This window comes from Peribacillus sp. GL_122 (genome assembly GCF_057835005.1).
On the sequence record NZ_CM174415.1, the window covers coordinates 4,618,140 to 4,635,641 of the forward strand.

Below are 17,502 nucleotides of genomic sequence, written 5' to 3' on the forward strand. Positions count from 1 at the left end.
CCTTAACTAGTTATGATTGGAATAGTACTTTCTTGGCATGAAGAGGGTGCTAAAGAAATTTCTGAATAAAAATGACATTGGATGTAGTTACTAGTGGAGACCGAACAAAAACACACCCATAAAAGTACCTGGGTGTGTTTAACTATTTAATATACAGAAATCTTTAATTACTTAACTTACGCCAGAATCATTTCCAAGTATTTTATCTAATAATCCCATCTGACTAACTATTTCAATATCATTTTTAAAATTTTGTAAACTAGCTTTATATTCATCGTATTCTAAATCTTTGGAGTAGCCAATACATAAGTTTAATATACTGTTTAGTTTTTCAGCAGAACCACTAATAAAATAGGTCGTGAGTATTTTATTATTTGTGCTTGCAAGTACTACAATTGTTGCCATGTCCAGTGCATATTCTATGTCTGTATCTGAGATCTTTCTATTCTTTTTCTTAGGGCATCTAAATTCATAGCTATTAATAGAATGAATTTTTCCTGTGAGTAATTCTAGTATCGTTTTATTATAGATTAAATATACTCCTTTAATTAGCTTCATTTCTGGAACATAAGGATCAGCCAGTATATATTTTATACGTTCATCTTCTTTAGGAATCTCTATTCCGTCTAAATCATGCTCTAATATATAAGCTACTTCCTCAATTCTTTTAGGAGGGAATAAATTCGCGAAGTCGTATTTTTTTCCATAGAATACTTCCTTTGTAAATTAATTTGATAAATTACCAGATTTTACCTCCTCCGTAGAATGAGTGAGTACCATATTCATGAGGATGATAATGTGCAAATGTACGTTTTCCTTTACCAGCAGTATGTGCTGAATCAAATCTATATCGTCCAGTTGGTGAAGCACCTTTCGCTATACTGAGTGCATTTGATGAGCCAATACTCCAAGTATCTAATCCACTTTTAAATCTTGAAATTGCTTTCGATTTAGATCTACCTGGACCAACCCATAGCCCCTTAGAGTTTGAAGTTCTCATTGCTTCATAATGCACATACCTCTTATTTTTTGTGTTATCATTAGCTACCTTACCTGCTACCCATAATGCACCTGCTTTTAAATTTTTATTGCTCTTTATCAAATTCAGATTCTGAACGGTCTCTATCTGTAGGTATTTCATTTTCATATGCATTTTCATACTCAGAAACTACCTCTGTGGCTTCCTCGTTCAAAGAAGCTTTACCTTTTTCCATTTTTTCACTAGTCACATCTTGCTTAATACCTTCAATGTATTCATTCGAATTTGGACCTGATACTAATAATGAACCATCATCTTGTGCATACGCTAAAAACACATATGATTTTCCTTCTTCCGGTAATGTATCATCTTCATACAAAACAACAGAAGAGCCATCTTCATTTATCCCTCCAGCCTTTTGAATAGGTATGGAAGTATCTGTAACTAAATCACCCTTTATATTTTGCAGGACAGTAACTTGGTAATTTGTATACGGTGTTGAAATCTCTTTAGCACCGTCACTAGTTTCAATTGTTACAGGATCTTTGTATAGAGTGTCAACATCTTCATCGACTCGGCCTATAAAAACGTAATCTGCATCACCTACAGTTTCATTTGGATCATCCACATCTACAGCAAAAGTACCATCCATTTGAATTACCTTTAGATTTTTTTTATCCTCCGAACTTACATCTTTCTTGGAATTAGAACAAGCTGAAACTACCAAAGAAAGACTAACTATAAATAATAGTGAAGCAAGTAACTGAACTTTTTTCTTACCCATTTTTCCCCCCCTCCTCTTCCTGTTAGTATTTCTTATAAGCAGCGGTATAAGACGCTTTATCATTTGCACTTAATGATGTCTTTGTAGAAACATATTTATACATGACATCACTTGATGTATTATGTGCCAACCCTAATGCATGTCCTAATTCATGTGTTGCCACATTTTGTTTTTTTGTAGCACTTAAAGTATCCATTACATATTTATTAAACCTTATAGAACCTTGAGATGAAGTTACTCCTGCAACACTTGATTTTTCACTATAATCAGAAATCGCAACATCTTGTATTACCTTTGCCGAATCTTTTCTAATTACCCCACTTTTAAAGCCATTCCATGTTTTAACTCCTGCATTAAACTGAGTTTGATATTTTGTACTACCATCCCAATCCATGTGTTTCCCAGAGTCTACAAGATTCCAAGATAATGTTTTAGCTGTGGCTGCTGAAGCACTCATTGGTATCGTAAACATAAAAACTAAAGATGCTGCTGTTACTATTATTCCCATTTTCTTCTTCAATGAATAGTCCCCCAAAGGCTATATATTTTAATAGTATTGAATATTAGGTAAATTAAATAAACATTAACGTTTTTGCAAAAAAGTTATGCTTCCATACTTCTTTTTACATCTTCACTTATAATTTGTCTCAGCAAATACAGCATTCAATTGTTCAAAAAACATAAACTACCTATAATCATCAACTGTTTTTTCTTTTTTCCTCCTCCCATTTTTGATTTTCATTCCTATAATGGCATAATAACCATAAATTCAGATTGATAGGTCTCAAAATTGAATTCAGGAATTTCACATATGGAATCGTTTCTGTGATTCACCGAAAAAGGGTTTAAAAATTAATTACTCAATTAAATTAGTAAGAGGGATAAAAAGCTGTGAACCCGTTACTCCTCTCATGTGATGCCTTTTTCCCACAAATAAAAAAATCCATCTTGAAAAAAGATGGATTTTTTTCTAACTATGTTGCTGTGTCAACTTTGTTTTCACGCAGAGTTGATTGGAGCGGGTGTGCGAGACTCCTGCGGGAAAAGCGTGTCCAAGGGAGACCTCACAGGTACAAAGAGCGCCAAGGGCGGACCGCCCGCGGAAAGCGAGTGCCTGCAGTGGAATGAAACGATCAAAGCACACCCTCCAACATAGGCAAGTTGTATGCCCCCTATAATGCGGAAGATTGACTTCATTCATTCACGATCCACTTGTTTCTGCTTCAGCTACCTTTTTGACACGTTCTAAAAATTCAACGACCACTTTATCGGTGGCAAATAGTAAAAGTAATTTCAAAAACCACTTTAATGGGCGACTGGTGACTGTATATGTAAAGGAAGTCTTATTGTCATTGATTTTATTTAGTTCATAAAAAGCTGTAATTTCAAACATTTTAGCAAGTATAAAGCCCACTTTTAGCTTTTTCTCATTAGTTTCATTCAAATATTCCAATGTTTCTATATCATACTCTTCGGTTCGTTTTCCTTCTCGATATTTTTGGCGATATACACTCCCAACCACTTCTTCGGTTATTTTAACGGGCTTCTGTTCAACTACTTGAGGCATTATTTTTTGCATATTTTCTACAGAACCATCAAGAAACTTCCAAACGTGTTCAATCGGTGCGTTTATTTCTATTTCTCTTGTCCATTTTTTCAATGATAATCACCTCTACCTTCATTATATTTCCTTTATTATGTAAAACCAACTTTCCAACTGATAAATCGTTAAATAAGTTTCATTTTTCACCTAGATACAATAAATAACTCTTTTTTTTAATTTAAATGTCATTCTGTAAATAAATTACTTATTAAGATTCTCTTTTTTGGTGTTATTCTTGTATAATAAACGAAACGGTTACTTTTTCAGGAGAATCCTATGAATTTTATTTATATTAATCAAAACATATTAGATAACCTATTTTATATCTTAGTAAGTATTTTGATTTATTACATTTTATTAGATCATGGCAAAAGGTTAAGTCAGTATGGCAAGACCCTTATTACTGCATGCATGAGCATTCCTATTATATTATGTATGAAGTTTCCTATTTATATAGATGAATATTGTGTCCATGATCTCAGGCAAATTCCTTTTATAATAGGGACACTTTATGGTGGTTGGCCTGTAGGGGCTGCTCTGTTAGTCATCATATTAACTTTTAGGTTTGCTTTTTATGGTTTCAATTTACTTACGTTAATTGTTTATATCGTTATCTTTATTATAACGGCTCTATTTTCTTCCAAATTCAAAAATTTCAATAGAAAAAATAAGCTGAATAGCTCCATACTATTAATTTTGTTTCTAGGAATACTAACCAGCTCTATTTCACTCGGTATGTCTGATTATTTTCGAATAACGGAGGCGTACGTATTTTACTTTATCATCCTCCCTCCTTTCATTATCGCTATAGCTGTATATATAATGGAAATTTTAAAAGATGCCATTTTAATTCGGACACAAATGATAAGGCTTGAAAAAATGGAGGTAGTCAGTCAGCTTGCAGCTAGTATTTCACATGAAGTAAGAAATCCTTTAACAGTTGTGAAAGGATTTGTTCAACTGCTAAAAGCTCATGATCTAACTCAAGATGTAAAAGAACAATATATAGAGCATGTCGTTAGAGAGCTTAATAGTGCAGAATCCATTATTAGTGAATATTTAGCGTTTGCAAAACCTGCAATTGAAAAAGTGGATCCTATTTCAATTAACCGTGAAATAGGATATGTGCTTGAAATGATAAAACCATTGGCTAGCATGAATTTAGTTACTATATCTGAACAGTTGACTCCAGGCATTACCCGGGGGAATGTTCAACATTTCAAGCAATGCTTCCTTAACCTGATTAAAAATGGTATAGAGGCAATGCCAGACGGCGGGGAACTTAGTATTGTTTCCTATATAAATAATTTCGACATCATTATTGAAATAAGTGACAATGGAATAGGCATGAACAAAGAACAAATAAATCGTTTTGGCGAACCTTATTACAGTTCCAAAGAAAAAGGGACAGGGTTGGGATCAATGGTAGCTGTTAAGACCATCCAAACGATGAATGGCACACTTCATATAACTAGCCTTTTGAATAAGGGAACAACGATTTCAGTAACACTTCCCGTTTATCAAGAAGGTTATTCTGCAAGATAATAAAAAAAGTCCGCCATTATCGGCGGACTTTTTTCAATAGAGTGCTGTCAAATTCACTTTTTCTGTTCAAGGCATTGATAAACCGCCATCATATCTCGTTTATTCAGCTCACGAATTCGGGCGAAAATGGGGATATCGGCAACGGCCTCGGTACGTTCACTTTCAGCCACAACATCGCTTACTTTCCCTGTCAGCCAGGTCTGTACGTCGATGTCTTCGACGATTGCTTTACGCCCTTCATCATTGATGCCACTGGCATGACAACTCACACACGGTATTGTTAATTTATATACGCCGTCATGGAGGTTATCTTCTGAAATGACTTTCTTGCCATTACAGAACGGGCATTTATGACTTGCTTTAATTTTATTGATTTGGGTAACGATTTTTTTGTAGCCAAATGCTTCATAAACATAGGTTAGTTTTTTGTATTTGCCATTGGTGAAATATTTATCAATAATGGTTTCTCTTGTTTCGTTAATATTGGCAAAGTCACAGATGGTGATCTGATTTTTGCTGCTGATTGCTTCGATATTGCCTTTAATGTTGTCCCAGAATGGTTGGGTATTTTGTAAAACCACTTCATAGCCGACAAAGCTTGCTAGTTCTAGTTCGAGCATTTTCAACGCTGCTTTTGTTTCCCTAGGAAGGAATGAGACATCATCAGTAAGGGCGATATCGCCGCCCACAATTGCTTTTAGTTTTTCCAGTTCTGGCAGCTTCCCGACAATTTTGATGACTTGATCAATCGGCTGTTGGATGATCTCGCGAATGTCCGTATCACCAAATGTCAGTTTTTTATGATGGTTCAGGACCGTTCCTTGACAGACAGGACAGGCGATTATCTCTTTTGTTTCTTTCATCTGCTCTTTAATGATTGATTTCGATACGAAGATATAACGCCCAATGATGAAATTGAATCCTTCCCAAATTCGCGATGCCTTGCCTGCTTTATCGTAAAAGGACTTTTCCCAATACCCATATAAGAAGGTGTGCTTTTCGGCATCTGTCATCTCATTATAGCTTTTACTAATGTCGTGACCGAGTTCATTCTTGATCTCATCAAACAGGAATTGCAGCTTTGAATGTTGATAATATTTTAATACCTCCATCACGTCTGGATGTAATAAGCCATCCCAGAATGGCACGTTTTTATCTTGAATGACGACATCAATGTCAAATTTTTCAATGACCCGACGCCCTGAACAGCTCGGACAATGATTTTCTGCAGAATAGAAATCAAAGCTTCTTGTATCCTTATTGGTCGGATGTGCCGTCACTATATGGTTGATCATTCCGCCCAATTCATAAAGAAACGTATATTGACTGTACAAGTGCCGTTCAAGGTCGATGGCGATGACAGGTGCAATCGTGTCTGACTCGTACTCCCCATAAATCACACGAGCGATTGGTGATAAGCTTTTTAAAATGCCGCCCTTATAGACGTTCTCTGCCTTTTTGAAATAGTCCAGGTGGTTTTTCTGTAAATAATTGATGCCATTTTTCGACCGAAGTGTGGAAGAGATTTGCAATGGCTCCACTCGATCTCCACTGTCTTTGTGACGATAATGCTCATCATGACTGACAACGTCGAGATGTTGGACAGGTTCAAGCTGTCTTTTACCAAAATCAACGATATAATCCGAGCTTTCCAGCATATAACCATTATGCTCAATCATGATGATGGAGACGGATTCATCCTCCAGGATGACCCTGACACTATCGATGAATTGGTTTAAAATGTTTTGCGATAACCCTTTTGAAGGCTCGTCGAAAATGAACAGCGTGTGTGGGTTTCTTGTCTTCGCAAATAGCTCGGAAACTAAGTGGACACATTGAAATTCACCCGTCGATAGTGTTTGTGTTTTTCTTTCTAACGTCAAATAACCAAGCCCAAGTTTGATCAATAAGCTCAAGCGTTTATGGGCGATGTCTTCCTTTGGCAATTCTTCGATGATATCTTCAATCGAACGCAGAAAAATATCATCAATTTCATCACTGTATTTGGTAAGTTTCTTTTTAATATCAAGAAACGTCGCAACGGTTGATCGACTTGTAATCGATTTGTTTCGGTCCTGCCCTACCATGACCAGCTTATCCTTTGGATACCGCTTCTGAAAATCCTTGGAGATACATTCATTGACAAGTGTAGATTTACCGCATCCTGACTCACCCGTAAAGGTAACGAGCCTATTCTTGGGAATCCGGATTTCCTCCATTTGAATATTACGGCAGTAAAGATCCTGAAATTGATAGTATTCCGTTGGCGTTGCTTCATTTCGTTCCCAGCTGATTGGTTTGGGACGTGGTGATTCCTCAACAATTTTCCCACCATATTTCCCGCTGCCAGGTCCAAAGAATAATTGTTCATCTGTGCTATCTAACACCGTGTCTGAATGATCAATGAGCCAAATTTGATTTTTATAACCTAATTGCTCAATCTGCTCCAAAATTTTTAATAGGGTTTGATGATCAAGACCGACGGAGATTTCATCAATGATGATCACGGTATTTTCACTTGTTGCCATGAATTCGGCCAAATATAGCCGGGTTAATTCTCCCCCTGACACTGTCCCCATTATACGGTTCAAGCCTAAATAGCCAATATTCATATTGATTATATTTTGGAGAATATGCTGTTTAGCTTCACTAATATGTAATGTCTCTGCAAGTGAAAGGATTGTTTCAATGCTTAAGTTGTTGATATCGGAAATTGTATGCGGGCGATCTAATAATTCAATGGTATATTGCTCGACGTCTTGATTGTAGCGTTTCCCCTCACACTTAGGACACTCGACATTTTTCGTCGTACCGCGTCCTTTACAGCTGGGACACCAGCCTAAGGCATTATTAAAGGAAAAAACTTCCGGAGAAAGATTGAATTTTTCAGCAAGACAAACACGAATCTCTTTAAACACACCAGTATGTGTGCCAATGGTTGAACGGGGATTGGCTGAAATGGATGATTTGCCGAGAAAAAGGACAAGCGGCATTTCTTCCATCTTGATGGCGCTGAAGTTGGTTTCTATAATATTGGGAAATAAATACTGATATTCAGACTTGGGCAATAAGGAAACAAGACGCTTCTTGGATTCTTCCCCAATGGTTTGACAAAAAGTGGTTTTCCCGGAACCGGATAAACCAGCAATTCCTAATGATTGATCATCTGGCAGTGCTGCATCTAAATGGTTTATATTGTTCGCTATTAATCGATTTATTTTCATTTGTAACTCCTCTCCATTTTATTAAGCTCAGTCTTTCATATTAGCACAGCGACAAATGTATTTGGCATTTTTTTAAAAGGCAGCTCCATCCTGCCATTCTTTCACATTTCACTGTTCCAAAAACCTATTAATCATCGACAAAAACCGTGGGCTTAGTGTTGGATATTTTTCCAATTCCATGCAAATTGAGCCTTCTTATAGATTATAAAAGCCCCTCTCGTCTAAGAGAAGGGCATTCTTTATGAAGTATGACCATATTTTTGCCCAATGCGCTTATTTTGTATTGGACTTTTTTGCCTTGTTTTCAAGATCACTTTTTGGCTCAGTGGAGAATTCGACATCTTTTCCATGTCCCTGCGGGTTAACACTTGGTGCGATACGGCCTCTTCCTGCTGTCTTTTTACTCATTTCCTTCACCTCCAAGTATATTATGTCCGAACTGTTGTAAATTAAAAACGAGGTGGTAACCAATTAAAAACCTGCATAGAACCAAAGTCTACACAGGTTTCAAAAAAGCTGTATGTTGGAAGGTCCTACTTTAAAAGACGAGTGTAATTAAATGTGTCTTTGTTCTGAGGAATATCGCGATTTTTTTTCCCGGCAGGCTGTACTGCTCTTCCTGTATTTCCACTATAGCCTTCTTCCACGGGCCCTGGATAATGATAATGACCATCATTAACTGGTTCAATTGTTGATGCACCAGTCACATGACTTTCTCCCGTTTCCGCCTGATCAAGTCTTACAGATCTGTTTTCTTTCTCGTTAGTCAATTCATCTCCTCCTTTTCTAAAGATTCTTTATAGTATTTGATAAAAGAACAATAAAATTAAAGGAGAAAAAAGGAAGCGCTAATATGTCAGTAGTAAACGCTTCGTTGCATCGTTTTGCAAGAAAGGACTGGGTTCGCCAACCGTATATATGTGTAAGTCATGCATAGCCCTGGTACATGCGGTGTAGAACAATCTTCGCAGGCTCTCATCACCGTATGTTTGCACAGATGCATCATAAATGATGACAGCATCGAATTCGATGCCCTTGGCCAAATAAGCCGGAATGACAACAACACCCTGTTCATATTCATTTGTGCCTTTCTGTACGAGTTTAATTTCACCGAGGATACTAAGGGCATCGTATGCAGCGGCACTTTCGGCAGCGGATTTACATATTATTGCGATGGTATTATATTTACGACTTTGTAAGTCTTTGACTTTAGAAACGATATTGTGGTGCAATTCATCACGGCTGGACACTTGAGTCAGTACAGGCTTCTCGCCTTCACGATCGAATGCCTTAATTCGATGGCCTTCAGGAACTAGTTCACGTGTAAATTCTATAATCTGCTTTGTGGATCTGTAACTTTGATCCAAGGTTATACTCTCGGTTTCACCTATTCCGTATAAACTGGTAAGAGTCTGGAAATCCACCCGTTCGCTGGCATGAGCAAAGATTGCCTGGTTAAAGTCACCGAGCACGGTCATCCTTGCAGATGGAAACAACCGTTTCAAAAACTCGAATTGAAATGGAGAATAATCCTGTGCTTCGTCTACAAGCACGTATTTTATAGAAGTATTCGTCTGAAATCCTACAATTAGCTCCTTCAGCAGCAAAAATGGAGTCGCGTCTTCGTAATGCAGTTTACCTTCGTCCAGCATTTTTTGCGTTGATAAACATATTTCCCTTTCGACAGGTGTTTCACCCTCATTCCACAGTTCACTCCGTATTTGTTCGTCAAAAAGTTGCTTGTATATTTGCTTAATATTGATAAAATGAAGTGCCTTTACCCGTTTGCGTAACGTCTTCAATTTGTTGCGAACAATCATGCGCGTGAGCATTTTATGCTCTTTCTCATAATCGTCAAATGAATCTTCATTAAGGCCGCGTTTTTTCTCTAGGTAGGTGTATACCTTTTGATAGTCTTCTTTGCTAAGGTACTCGATTTCCTCCTGGACCCAAGGTTTTTTCAACTCAGACTTTTCCGTTTCATCAAGCATCTCACATAACCAGTCTTTCAACTTTTCAACCCTATTGTGAAAACGTAGGGTGGTGTCTGTGTTATAAAATCTTTCTGAGATTTGTTTGGCGGAGACGAGCGTTTTCCCCCGGAACTTTAACCCTCTAAAGATCATTCCAGAAAGTTCTAGTGATTGTCTGTATGATTTAATTATCTCAAAGAAGCGAATCGATGCCTTAAATTGGATGCTCGCTGTCCTAGTGCTATAGGAAGGATCATCCGCTGCAGTCAACAAAAATTCTAATTGCTCATAAGGATCCTCAACTTGAAACGAGTCAGTCAGACGATGATCCAAGTATTCCTGGAATGTTACCTGCTGCATATTCTCTTCGCCAAGTTCGGGCAACACATTGGATACGTAGTTATTAAACATTGAGTTAGGAGAGAATAAAATGATTTGGTCGGCTTTTAGCCATTCCCGATTCTTGTAAAGCAAGTAAGCGATCCGTTGGAGGGCAGCTGATGTCTTGCCGCTGCCAGCGGCACCTTGAACAATGAGCAGACGTCCGCGATCGTTCCGGATGATCTTATTTTGCTCCCGTTGAATGGTGGACACAATACTGTGCATATGCTTATCTGTTCCTTTGCCAAGCACCTGCTGCAGAATCTCATCTCCAATGGTGAGACTCGTATCGAACATTGATTCGATAACGCCTCCCTTGATGATATATTGCCACTTTTTCTCCAACATCCCAGAAATCATGCCTCCTGGAGTAGAGTATTGTACGGGGCCGGGAGGATAGTCATAATAAACACTCGAAATCGGAGCCCTCCAATCGTAGACAATGAAGTTTTCTCCTGTTGTATCAGTAAGAGTGGAGGTCCCGATATAAATATGTTCCGTAAGTTCGGACCCTTCTTCAGTGATATCGATACGACCGAAATAAGGTACTTCCTGCATGCGGCGCAGTGTAGACAACCTCTTGAAGGAATATCTATGTGCGCCTTCGCGTTCTGACAAGGCTTGAGCCTGTTGCCTTAAGCCAATGATGGTCTCGAGGTAATCATCGAAAGTATCCATATTAACCTTGAGGTCATCCCAAAAGTGTTTACGGATATTAACAACTTCTTTTCTGCGCTGGGAAGTTTCTCCTTCAATTTTGCTGATTTGTTTCGTAATTGTTTCTATCACCCCGTCCAAACGTTCTTGCTCCTGCCGAATTTCATCGTTCATATCAGACACTCCTTCAAAAAATAAAAATAGGGGTTGACTAGAGGTGAGCTTTACCTTATACTTATAGTAAGGGATAAACTGTTATAGTATATTGATAAATGTGTTTCTATACTAATTTATCACATTTTCAGAACTATATCAATGTATATTGCACAACAGTTGCCATAATAAATCGTCATTTTAAACTCTAATTTAGCATATAAAGCCATAACCAGTTGAGCAAGTAGCTTGACTGGTTATTTTTATGATTATTTAGGCCTAAAGCTTCGCTAGTCCTGCCTTTCATAATAGCCGCAACACCCACATCAACAGTTGATTCGTCGTTTCGATGATATGTGATTCATATTGTCTTGACTTAATTTTGTTTGTTAGATAATGTTTAGAATAAAACTTTTTGCAGGAGAATTTATAATGAAAAAATATAAAGCATGTCAGAGTTGTGGAATGCCACTATCTAAGGATGAATTAGGTGGAGGAACTGAAAAAGATGGTAGTAAAAGTACTAAATATTGCAGCCATTGTTATATAAATGGTGAATTCACTCAAAATATTACTGCGATAGAAATGCAAAAATTTGTTCAAAATCATATGATGGAAAATATGAAAATGCCCAAATTTATTGCTAAGTTTTTTAGTAGAGGCATCCCGAAGTTAGAGCGATGGAAATAATCAACTATTAGAAAACGAAGAAATAAAAAGACAAATCCATATAAACGGATTTGTCTTTTTGTTTCTTCCATTGAAAAATATGAAAATGTTTTTGTGAATTTTCAATCTATTACACTTGTGTTTCTGGTTTATTATTTCATCATCTGTCTTGCTTCCATAAACAGCACTTGGATAAACTTTTTCATGTTATTACGGCTCTGGCTGCTTACTTTTTTGCTTTTGTCTTCTAGCTCCAGCATTTTTTTGCGGACTTCCGAGAAATCAAAAAATGTGGATGAATAGGCTTCGAATTTTGGATTCATATAATCCGTCAATCCTAATGAAGCGATATGGATGAGGGCCTGGTTAAGAGCGCGGCGGACACGCTGCTCAGAGGCTTTCATTTCTTTCTGGATTTCGGCCTCTTTCGCTTGATCTCCCAGCTTTTCAGCAGCAATCCCAGCAAAAATTTCCTTTAAATATGGAAACGTGTAGGCGGAACCGAGTCTTTTCTTTTCACTTTGAAGGAATCCTAAAATGTTTAGTAAATCCTCGCTTCCCCCTTCGCCAATCATACCTAAATCGGAAATTAAGGAACGTCCGGCTTCCATAATATTTTTTGTATGAGAGGAGGACACTTTCGAAGACTTCGGGCGGCCCGTAAACACATTCAACGATTTTTGAATGCCTTGGATCGATTGATCCACCAGTATTCGCTCGTTCACTTTGTTTAATATGCATGAAATTTCAACTTGGTTCAGCGGTTTTGTAATGTAGTATTCCGCCCCTAATCTATACGCCTCTCCAATCAGTTCTTTCGATTCCACTTGCGAAATCATCACAAACTTTCCTTGAAATCCATCAGCAAGAGCCCTGATCGTTTCAATTCCGTCCCTAATTGGCATGAGCAAATCGATTAGGACAATGTCTGCTTTTTTAAAAGACAGTACGCCATTATTCACTAACGATCCGTCTTCTGCTTCTCCCACAACTTTACCTAAATCTTCGTCTTCAATCATCTCTGTCAGCATCCCTCGAATGGCAGGATCATCATCTATAATGAAATAATTCATCTCGTTAACCCTTTCTCCATAATCGCAGCAATCGGAAGTTCTACGATGAATACGGTTTCTTTATAGTTATCCATTAACCTGATTTGTCCTCCAAATCTTTCAACAGTTTGTTTCACATACGATAACCCGATTCCTGTCGAAGGGTTTCCCGCCTCATCGAATTTCTTTGTGTATCCTGCTGTAAAAATGACTTCCTTCTGCTTCGGTGCAATGCCGGGGCCATTGTCACTGATGCAAAACTCCGCGAATTGATCTTTCCTTTTCACATGCAATGATACGTATCCCTCTTCTTTGATCGCTTCCACTGCATTGGCCAATAAATTATTTATTAATGATAATACCATATATACATGGTAGGGCGGATGGTCACCATCTATATGCAAGGAAAATGAAATATCTTTGCGAAGGGACTCAGCATATCGTCTATTGGACACGATCATGATGTTACCAAGCTCTTCGATATTCATGTATTCCTGCAGGTTTTCGGAAGACATGAGTTCCGACAGCCCCGCATAAATCCGCTGGTTATCTTTTTTGATTTCATGCACGAGACCAGCAATCTGCAACGCCGTTTGCGCATCACTTCCATTAGTCCCCTCTGATTTTAATCGACGGTAAAAGTCATAACAAGTACGGGTGATTTCTTCCGCATTTTGCATCGTTTTCTTCAGTTGAACCGATTCTTCATACAAACTTGAAATGAAAAGCAGCATTTGTTCCTTTTGCATGCGCTGCTCCGCTTCTGCGAATTTTGCTTCTCTCAGCTTTAATATATTAAAAAAGCCGAGAACGAAAAAGCTTCGAATAAAGGCGATTAAAACGAGTTGGTCAATGGCTAGCAAGGGTGTGTCCTGATTCGCCAAGAAGGAACGGATTGCCATTTCGGATACACTTGCAAAAAGCTCGATCAATACCCCTAAAAGCCCGATCATTAAAGGCTGATCGTGGCGTTCGTTCAATTTAGTCTTATGAAATGCGAACGCGTAGATGAAATAATAGAAAAAGGCGGGAAAATGAAGATACATCGCTTCCTCAACAGATATGTCCCGTATTCCGACAGCCAGTGAAAAACGAAAAACAAACACACTCATCCCCGTTAAAATGCCTGCAATAATCGGGTGGATCCCCCTCCCCCATAGCAAAAACAAGAAAAAGACGGGGGTTCCCAAACTGACTCTGAATGTACCCTCGAAGGGATAAAACTTGAATTCACCCGCAAGAGGCACCGCAATCATAATCAATAATAATATCCTTATACTCTTTTTCAACACGGTCCCTCCCCAGTCACTTTATAAAAACATAACACATGAAATGGTAAAAAAGAGAGAGGGGTTTTAACTGAAATTTTTATTTTTTCTATCACTTGTAAATATCAGTAGGTTTCAGTAGGTTCCGGTAGGCTGATCTTAAACTTAAAATAATCTAAAAAATGAAAGCGTTAACAAAATGATAGGAGGAATTAAAATGAAAAAGTTTGGCTTAGCTACTCAAATTTTTATTGCACTTGTACTAGGTATCGTTGTCGGTGCTTTATTCCATGGTAATGAAACAGCCATGGCCATTATGGCACCTATCGGCGATATTTTCATTCATTTAATTAAAATGATTGTCATCCCGATCGTCATGGCTGCATTAGTGGTCTCAATAGCGGGAGTCGGCGATATTAAAAAACTAGGAAAATTAGGCGGGAAGACCCTTCTTTATTTCGAGATTGTCACCACAATTGCCATTGTTATTGGATTACTGGCGGCAAACTTGTTCCATCCCGGGACTGGTTTAGATACAAGCAGTCTTGAAAAAAGTGATATTTCAAAATATGAAGAAACAACAAAGACGGCTGGAAGCAGTGGCTTTGGTGAAACAATTTCACATATTGTTCCTCAAAATGTATTTGAATCAATGGCTCAAGCGGATTTATTACCGATTATCTTCTTTTCTGTTTTATTCGGCTTAGGTGTGGCTGCGATAGGCGAAAAAGGAAAGCCTATTCTTGGATTCTTTGAAGGTGTGTTGGAAGTTATGTTTTGGGTGACGAATCTAGTCATGAAATTTGCCCCTTTTGGTGTGTTTGCACTCATTGGTGTAACTGTTGCCAAATTTGGTATCGAAACATTAATTCCTTTAGGGAACCTGGTAGTTGCTGTTTATGTGACGATGATATTCTTCGTGTTCGTCATTCTTGGAATTATAGCGAAAATGTCTGGGACAAGCATTTTTGTTATCCTGAAAGTGTTAAAGGATGAACTGATTTTGGCCTTTACAACAGCAAGTTCAGAGTCGGTATTACCAAGGCTTATGGACAAAATGGAGAAGTTTGGCTGCCCGAAATCCATTACTTCTTTTGTAATTCCAACAGGCTATACGTTTAATCTAGACGGCTCATCGATTTACCAAGCACTTGCTTCACTTTTCGTGGCACAAATGTATGGTATTGATCTGTCCATTACACAACAGATTACTCTGTTACTAGTATTGATGTTAACGTCAAAAGGAATGGCTGGCGTTCCGGGGGCGTCATTCGTTGTTGTTTTAACAACACTTGGTTCAATGGGACTGCCGTTGGAAGGTGTTGCGTTCATTGCCGGTATCGACCGAATTTTGGATATGGGAAGATCAGCGGTTAATGTCGTTGGGAACTCATTGGCGGCGATTGTCATGTCGAAGTGGGAAGGCGAATTTGACCAGGATAAAGCAAACCATTACGTTGATTCCATTAAACAATCAGACGTAGCATAAACTATATCCATATAAATCATACCGTACGTATTGAGAAAGATTTCATAGGATCATACCCTCCTTTATAGAGTGGTTTCTGATTCTAAAACAAAGGTGATTGGAACGGGCGTTCGAGACTCCTGCGGGAATAGTGCGTCCAAGGGAGACCCCGCGGAAAGCTAGTTCCTAGAGTGGAAATCTATAGTAACAAGTTCGTCTACAGCTTGAAGCCCTCCTTTATAGTGAGGGCTTCTAATTTTAAAACAAATCTGATTGGAACGGAAGGCACGAGACTCCTGCGGGAATAGTGCGTCCAAAGGAGACCCCGCAGGCAGCGCCGAGGAGGCTCCCGGACCACCCGCGGAAAGCGAGTGCCTGGAGTGGAAATCTATAGTAACAAGTTCGTCTACAGCTTGAAGCCCTCCTTTATAGAGTGGTTTCTGATTCTAAAACAAAGGTGATTGGAACGGGCGTTCGAGACTCCTGCGGGTATAGTGCGTCCAAGGGAGACCCCGCAGGCAGCGCCGAGGGCGGACCACCCGCGGAAAGCGAGTGCCTGGAGCGGAAATCTATAGTAACAAGTTTGTCTACAGCCTGAAGCCCTCCTTTATAGTGAGGGCTTGTTTGTTTTGCAGAAGAAGTAAAAATATTGAATAATCCGGAACTAAAAAATGGATAGCCCCAAATAAGGCTATCCATCTTAATTTATAAAAGCTGTTTAAGAAATCACTTCACCTTTACGCCAGCTTTAATCAAAGTAGGCGGAGTTTCTCCCTGTAATCCGGCTACAAGGTTGGTTGCTGCCAGCATCGCCATTTTCAGGCGGGTTTCATATGTTGCGGAACCGATATGAGGCAAAGTGACGACATTCTTCATGGAAAGCAATGGATTGTCTTCCTGGACGGGCTCTTGTACAAAGACATCCAGTCCTGCCGCGTGAATTTCACCGTTTTTAAGCGCAGTGATCAAGGCTTCTTCATCCACTGTTTTCCCTCTTGAACAATTGATGAAGAGGGCAGTCTCTTTCATGAGCTTGAATTCTTTTTCCCCCATCATCTTTTCAGTTTGGGGAGTCAGCGGTGTCATCAAGCAGACAAAATCAGATTGCTTTAACAGTTCTTCCAGAGAACAGTATGTAGCTCCATACTTTTGTTCTGCTTCTTCATTTCTAGATCTGTTGTGATATAGGATGTTCATATCGAATCCAAAACGGGCCCTTTTTGAAACGGCAGAGCCTATTCCGCCCATCCCGATAATCCCTAATACTTTATGATGGACGTCCAACCCAAATGATTTTTCTCCGATATTCGATGTCCACTGCCCTGATTTTACCATTTGATCCATCTCTGGCATTCTTCTCGCTGTGGACAGCATCAAGCCCATAATCGTATCTGCGACTGTTTCGTTCAATACCTCAGGAGTGTTCGTGGCAAGGATTCCTCGATTGGATAACTCGGTTATATCCAAATTGTCGTAACCAACTGATGAGTTACAGACGATTTTTAATTGCGGTGCTTGGTCCAGTATAGTTTTATCCACTTTTAATCCTGAACCTAATATACCTTGTGCGTTCTTCAGCTCTTGAAGAAATTCAGGGTAATTTTGTGAGTCAAGACCTTCAAAATAAACGACATCACAAGTCTCTCGAACATAATCCAACACTTCTTGATCGACTTTCTTATAGATGATTACTTTCGGTTTCATCATTGATACCCTCACTTCCAATAAAGTAGGACCCCATCGGGA

15 protein-coding genes are annotated in these 17,502 nt (G+C 38.7%); 3 read left to right on the top strand and 12 right to left on the bottom strand.

From position 1 onward, the window contains the following. Positions 1-171: 171 nt before the first annotated feature. The 5 genes from AC3ISB_RS22320 to AC3ISB_RS22340 all read right to left on the bottom strand — a co-directional run bounded on the left by AC3ISB_RS22320 (position 172) and on the right by AC3ISB_RS22340 (position 3,423). Positions 172-558: a hypothetical protein gene (locus tag AC3ISB_RS22320; protein WP_286178625.1), complete on the bottom strand. Its 387-nt coding sequence runs from the start codon at positions 556-558 to the stop codon at positions 172-174. A 181-nt stretch (positions 559-739) separates the two neighbouring features. Next, a complete protein-coding gene (locus AC3ISB_RS22325; RefSeq protein ID WP_489274385.1) occupies positions 740-1,102 on the bottom strand; it encodes a hypothetical protein in 363 nt (120 codons plus the stop codon). Next, positions 1,086-1,763, bottom strand: a complete 678-nt coding sequence (locus AC3ISB_RS22330; RefSeq protein ID WP_489274387.1) for a cell surface protein — start codon at positions 1,761-1,763, stop codon at positions 1,086-1,088. The genes AC3ISB_RS22325 and AC3ISB_RS22330 overlap by 17 nt, the downstream gene beginning before the upstream one ends. Positions 1,764-1,785: 22 nt before the next feature. After that, complete coding sequence (locus AC3ISB_RS22335) at positions 1,786-2,283, bottom strand: matrixin family metalloprotease (RefSeq protein ID WP_286178622.1); 498 nt, start codon at positions 2,281-2,283, stop codon at positions 1,786-1,788. A gap of 681 nt (positions 2,284-2,964) precedes the next feature. Next, positions 2,965-3,423 (bottom strand): SRPBCC family protein, encoded by a 459-nt coding sequence (locus AC3ISB_RS22340; protein WP_144548900.1) that lies wholly within the window; start codon positions 3,421-3,423, stop codon positions 2,965-2,967. Positions 3,424-3,642: 219 nt separating this feature from the next. Between AC3ISB_RS22340 and AC3ISB_RS22345 the strand changes: the two genes are divergently transcribed. Beyond that, a complete protein-coding gene (locus tag AC3ISB_RS22345; RefSeq protein WP_489274389.1) occupies positions 3,643-4,911 on the top strand; it encodes an ATP-binding protein in 1,269 nt (422 codons plus the stop codon). 53 nt (positions 4,912-4,964) lie between these two features. On the opposite strand, the gene AC3ISB_RS22350 is transcribed toward AC3ISB_RS22345, so the two are convergent. From AC3ISB_RS22350 to helD, 4 genes are all read right to left on the bottom strand, one after another. Beyond that, a complete protein-coding gene (locus tag AC3ISB_RS22350; protein ID WP_489274391.1) occupies positions 4,965-8,135 on the bottom strand; it encodes an ATP-binding cassette domain-containing protein in 3,171 nt (1,056 codons plus the stop codon). Positions 8,136-8,408: 273 nt separating this feature from the next. Then, a complete protein-coding gene (gene sspL / locus AC3ISB_RS22355; RefSeq protein WP_141993207.1) occupies positions 8,409-8,543 on the bottom strand; it encodes a small, acid-soluble spore protein L in 135 nt (44 codons plus the stop codon). A gap of 125 nt (positions 8,544-8,668) precedes the next feature. Next, positions 8,669-8,905, bottom strand: coding sequence for a hypothetical protein (locus AC3ISB_RS22360; RefSeq protein ID WP_141993206.1), 237 nt, complete (start codon positions 8,903-8,905; stop codon positions 8,669-8,671). 78 nt (positions 8,906-8,983) lie between these two features. Then, entirely contained in the window at positions 8,984-11,320 is a 2,337-nt protein-coding gene (gene helD / locus AC3ISB_RS22365) for an RNA polymerase recycling motor HelD (RefSeq protein ID WP_489274393.1), read from the bottom strand. Between the two features lie 411 nt (positions 11,321-11,731). Between helD and AC3ISB_RS22370 the strand changes: the two genes are divergently transcribed. Then, complete coding sequence (locus AC3ISB_RS22370) at positions 11,732-11,989, top strand: zinc ribbon domain-containing protein (RefSeq protein WP_098370139.1); 258 nt, start codon at positions 11,732-11,734, stop codon at positions 11,987-11,989. Positions 11,990-12,120: 131 nt separating this feature from the next. Here the strand turns inward: AC3ISB_RS22370 and AC3ISB_RS22375 are convergent, their stop codons facing one another. Next, positions 12,121-13,041, bottom strand: a complete 921-nt coding sequence (locus AC3ISB_RS22375; protein WP_144548890.1) for a response regulator — start codon at positions 13,039-13,041, stop codon at positions 12,121-12,123. Next, entirely contained in the window at positions 13,038-14,309 is a 1,272-nt protein-coding gene (locus tag AC3ISB_RS22380; protein ID WP_141993203.1) for a sensor histidine kinase, read from the bottom strand. Before AC3ISB_RS22380 ends, AC3ISB_RS22375 begins: the two co-directional genes overlap by 4 nt. A gap of 196 nt (positions 14,310-14,505) precedes the next feature. Between AC3ISB_RS22380 and AC3ISB_RS22385 the strand changes: the two genes are divergently transcribed. Continuing rightward, positions 14,506-15,777: a cation:dicarboxylate symporter family transporter gene (locus AC3ISB_RS22385; protein ID WP_489274395.1), complete on the top strand. Its 1,272-nt coding sequence runs from the start codon at positions 14,506-14,508 to the stop codon at positions 15,775-15,777. A 705-nt stretch (positions 15,778-16,482) separates the two neighbouring features. Here AC3ISB_RS22385 and AC3ISB_RS22390 read toward each other — a convergent pair. Then, positions 16,483-17,460, bottom strand: a complete 978-nt coding sequence (locus AC3ISB_RS22390; RefSeq protein WP_489277003.1) for a 2-hydroxyacid dehydrogenase — start codon at positions 17,458-17,460, stop codon at positions 16,483-16,485. Positions 17,461-17,502 lie beyond the last annotated feature (42 nt).

Excerpts from the sequence above, each read along its gene's own strand:
- AC3ISB_RS22385 (WP_489274395.1), top strand. The coding sequence starts at position 14,506 with ATGAAAAAGTTTGGCTTAGCTACTCAAATTTTTATTGCACTTGTACTA.
- helD (WP_489274393.1), bottom strand. The coding sequence starts at position 11,320 with ATGAACGATGAAATTCGGCAGGAGCAAGAACGTTTGGACGGGGTGATA.
- AC3ISB_RS22370 (WP_098370139.1), top strand. The coding sequence starts at position 11,732 with ATGAAAAAATATAAAGCATGTCAGAGTTGTGGAATGCCACTATCTAAG.
- AC3ISB_RS22320 (WP_286178625.1), bottom strand. The coding sequence starts at position 558 with ATGAAGCTAATTAAAGGAGTATATTTAATCTATAATAAAACGATACTA.
- sspL (WP_141993207.1), bottom strand. The coding sequence starts at position 8,543 with ATGAGTAAAAAGACAGCAGGAAGAGGCCGTATCGCACCAAGTGTTAAC.
- AC3ISB_RS22390 (WP_489277003.1), bottom strand. The coding sequence starts at position 17,460 with ATGAAACCGAAAGTAATCATCTATAAGAAAGTCGATCAAGAAGTGTTG.
- AC3ISB_RS22330 (WP_489274387.1), bottom strand. The coding sequence starts at position 1,763 with ATGGGTAAGAAAAAAGTTCAGTTACTTGCTTCACTATTATTTATAGTT.
- AC3ISB_RS22345 (WP_489274389.1), top strand. The coding sequence starts at position 3,643 with ATGAATTTTATTTATATTAATCAAAACATATTAGATAACCTATTTTAT.
- AC3ISB_RS22375 (WP_144548890.1), bottom strand. The coding sequence starts at position 13,041 with ATGAATTATTTCATTATAGATGATGATCCTGCCATTCGAGGGATGCTG.
- AC3ISB_RS22350 (WP_489274391.1), bottom strand. The coding sequence starts at position 8,135 with ATGAAAATAAATCGATTAATAGCGAACAATATAAACCATTTAGATGCA.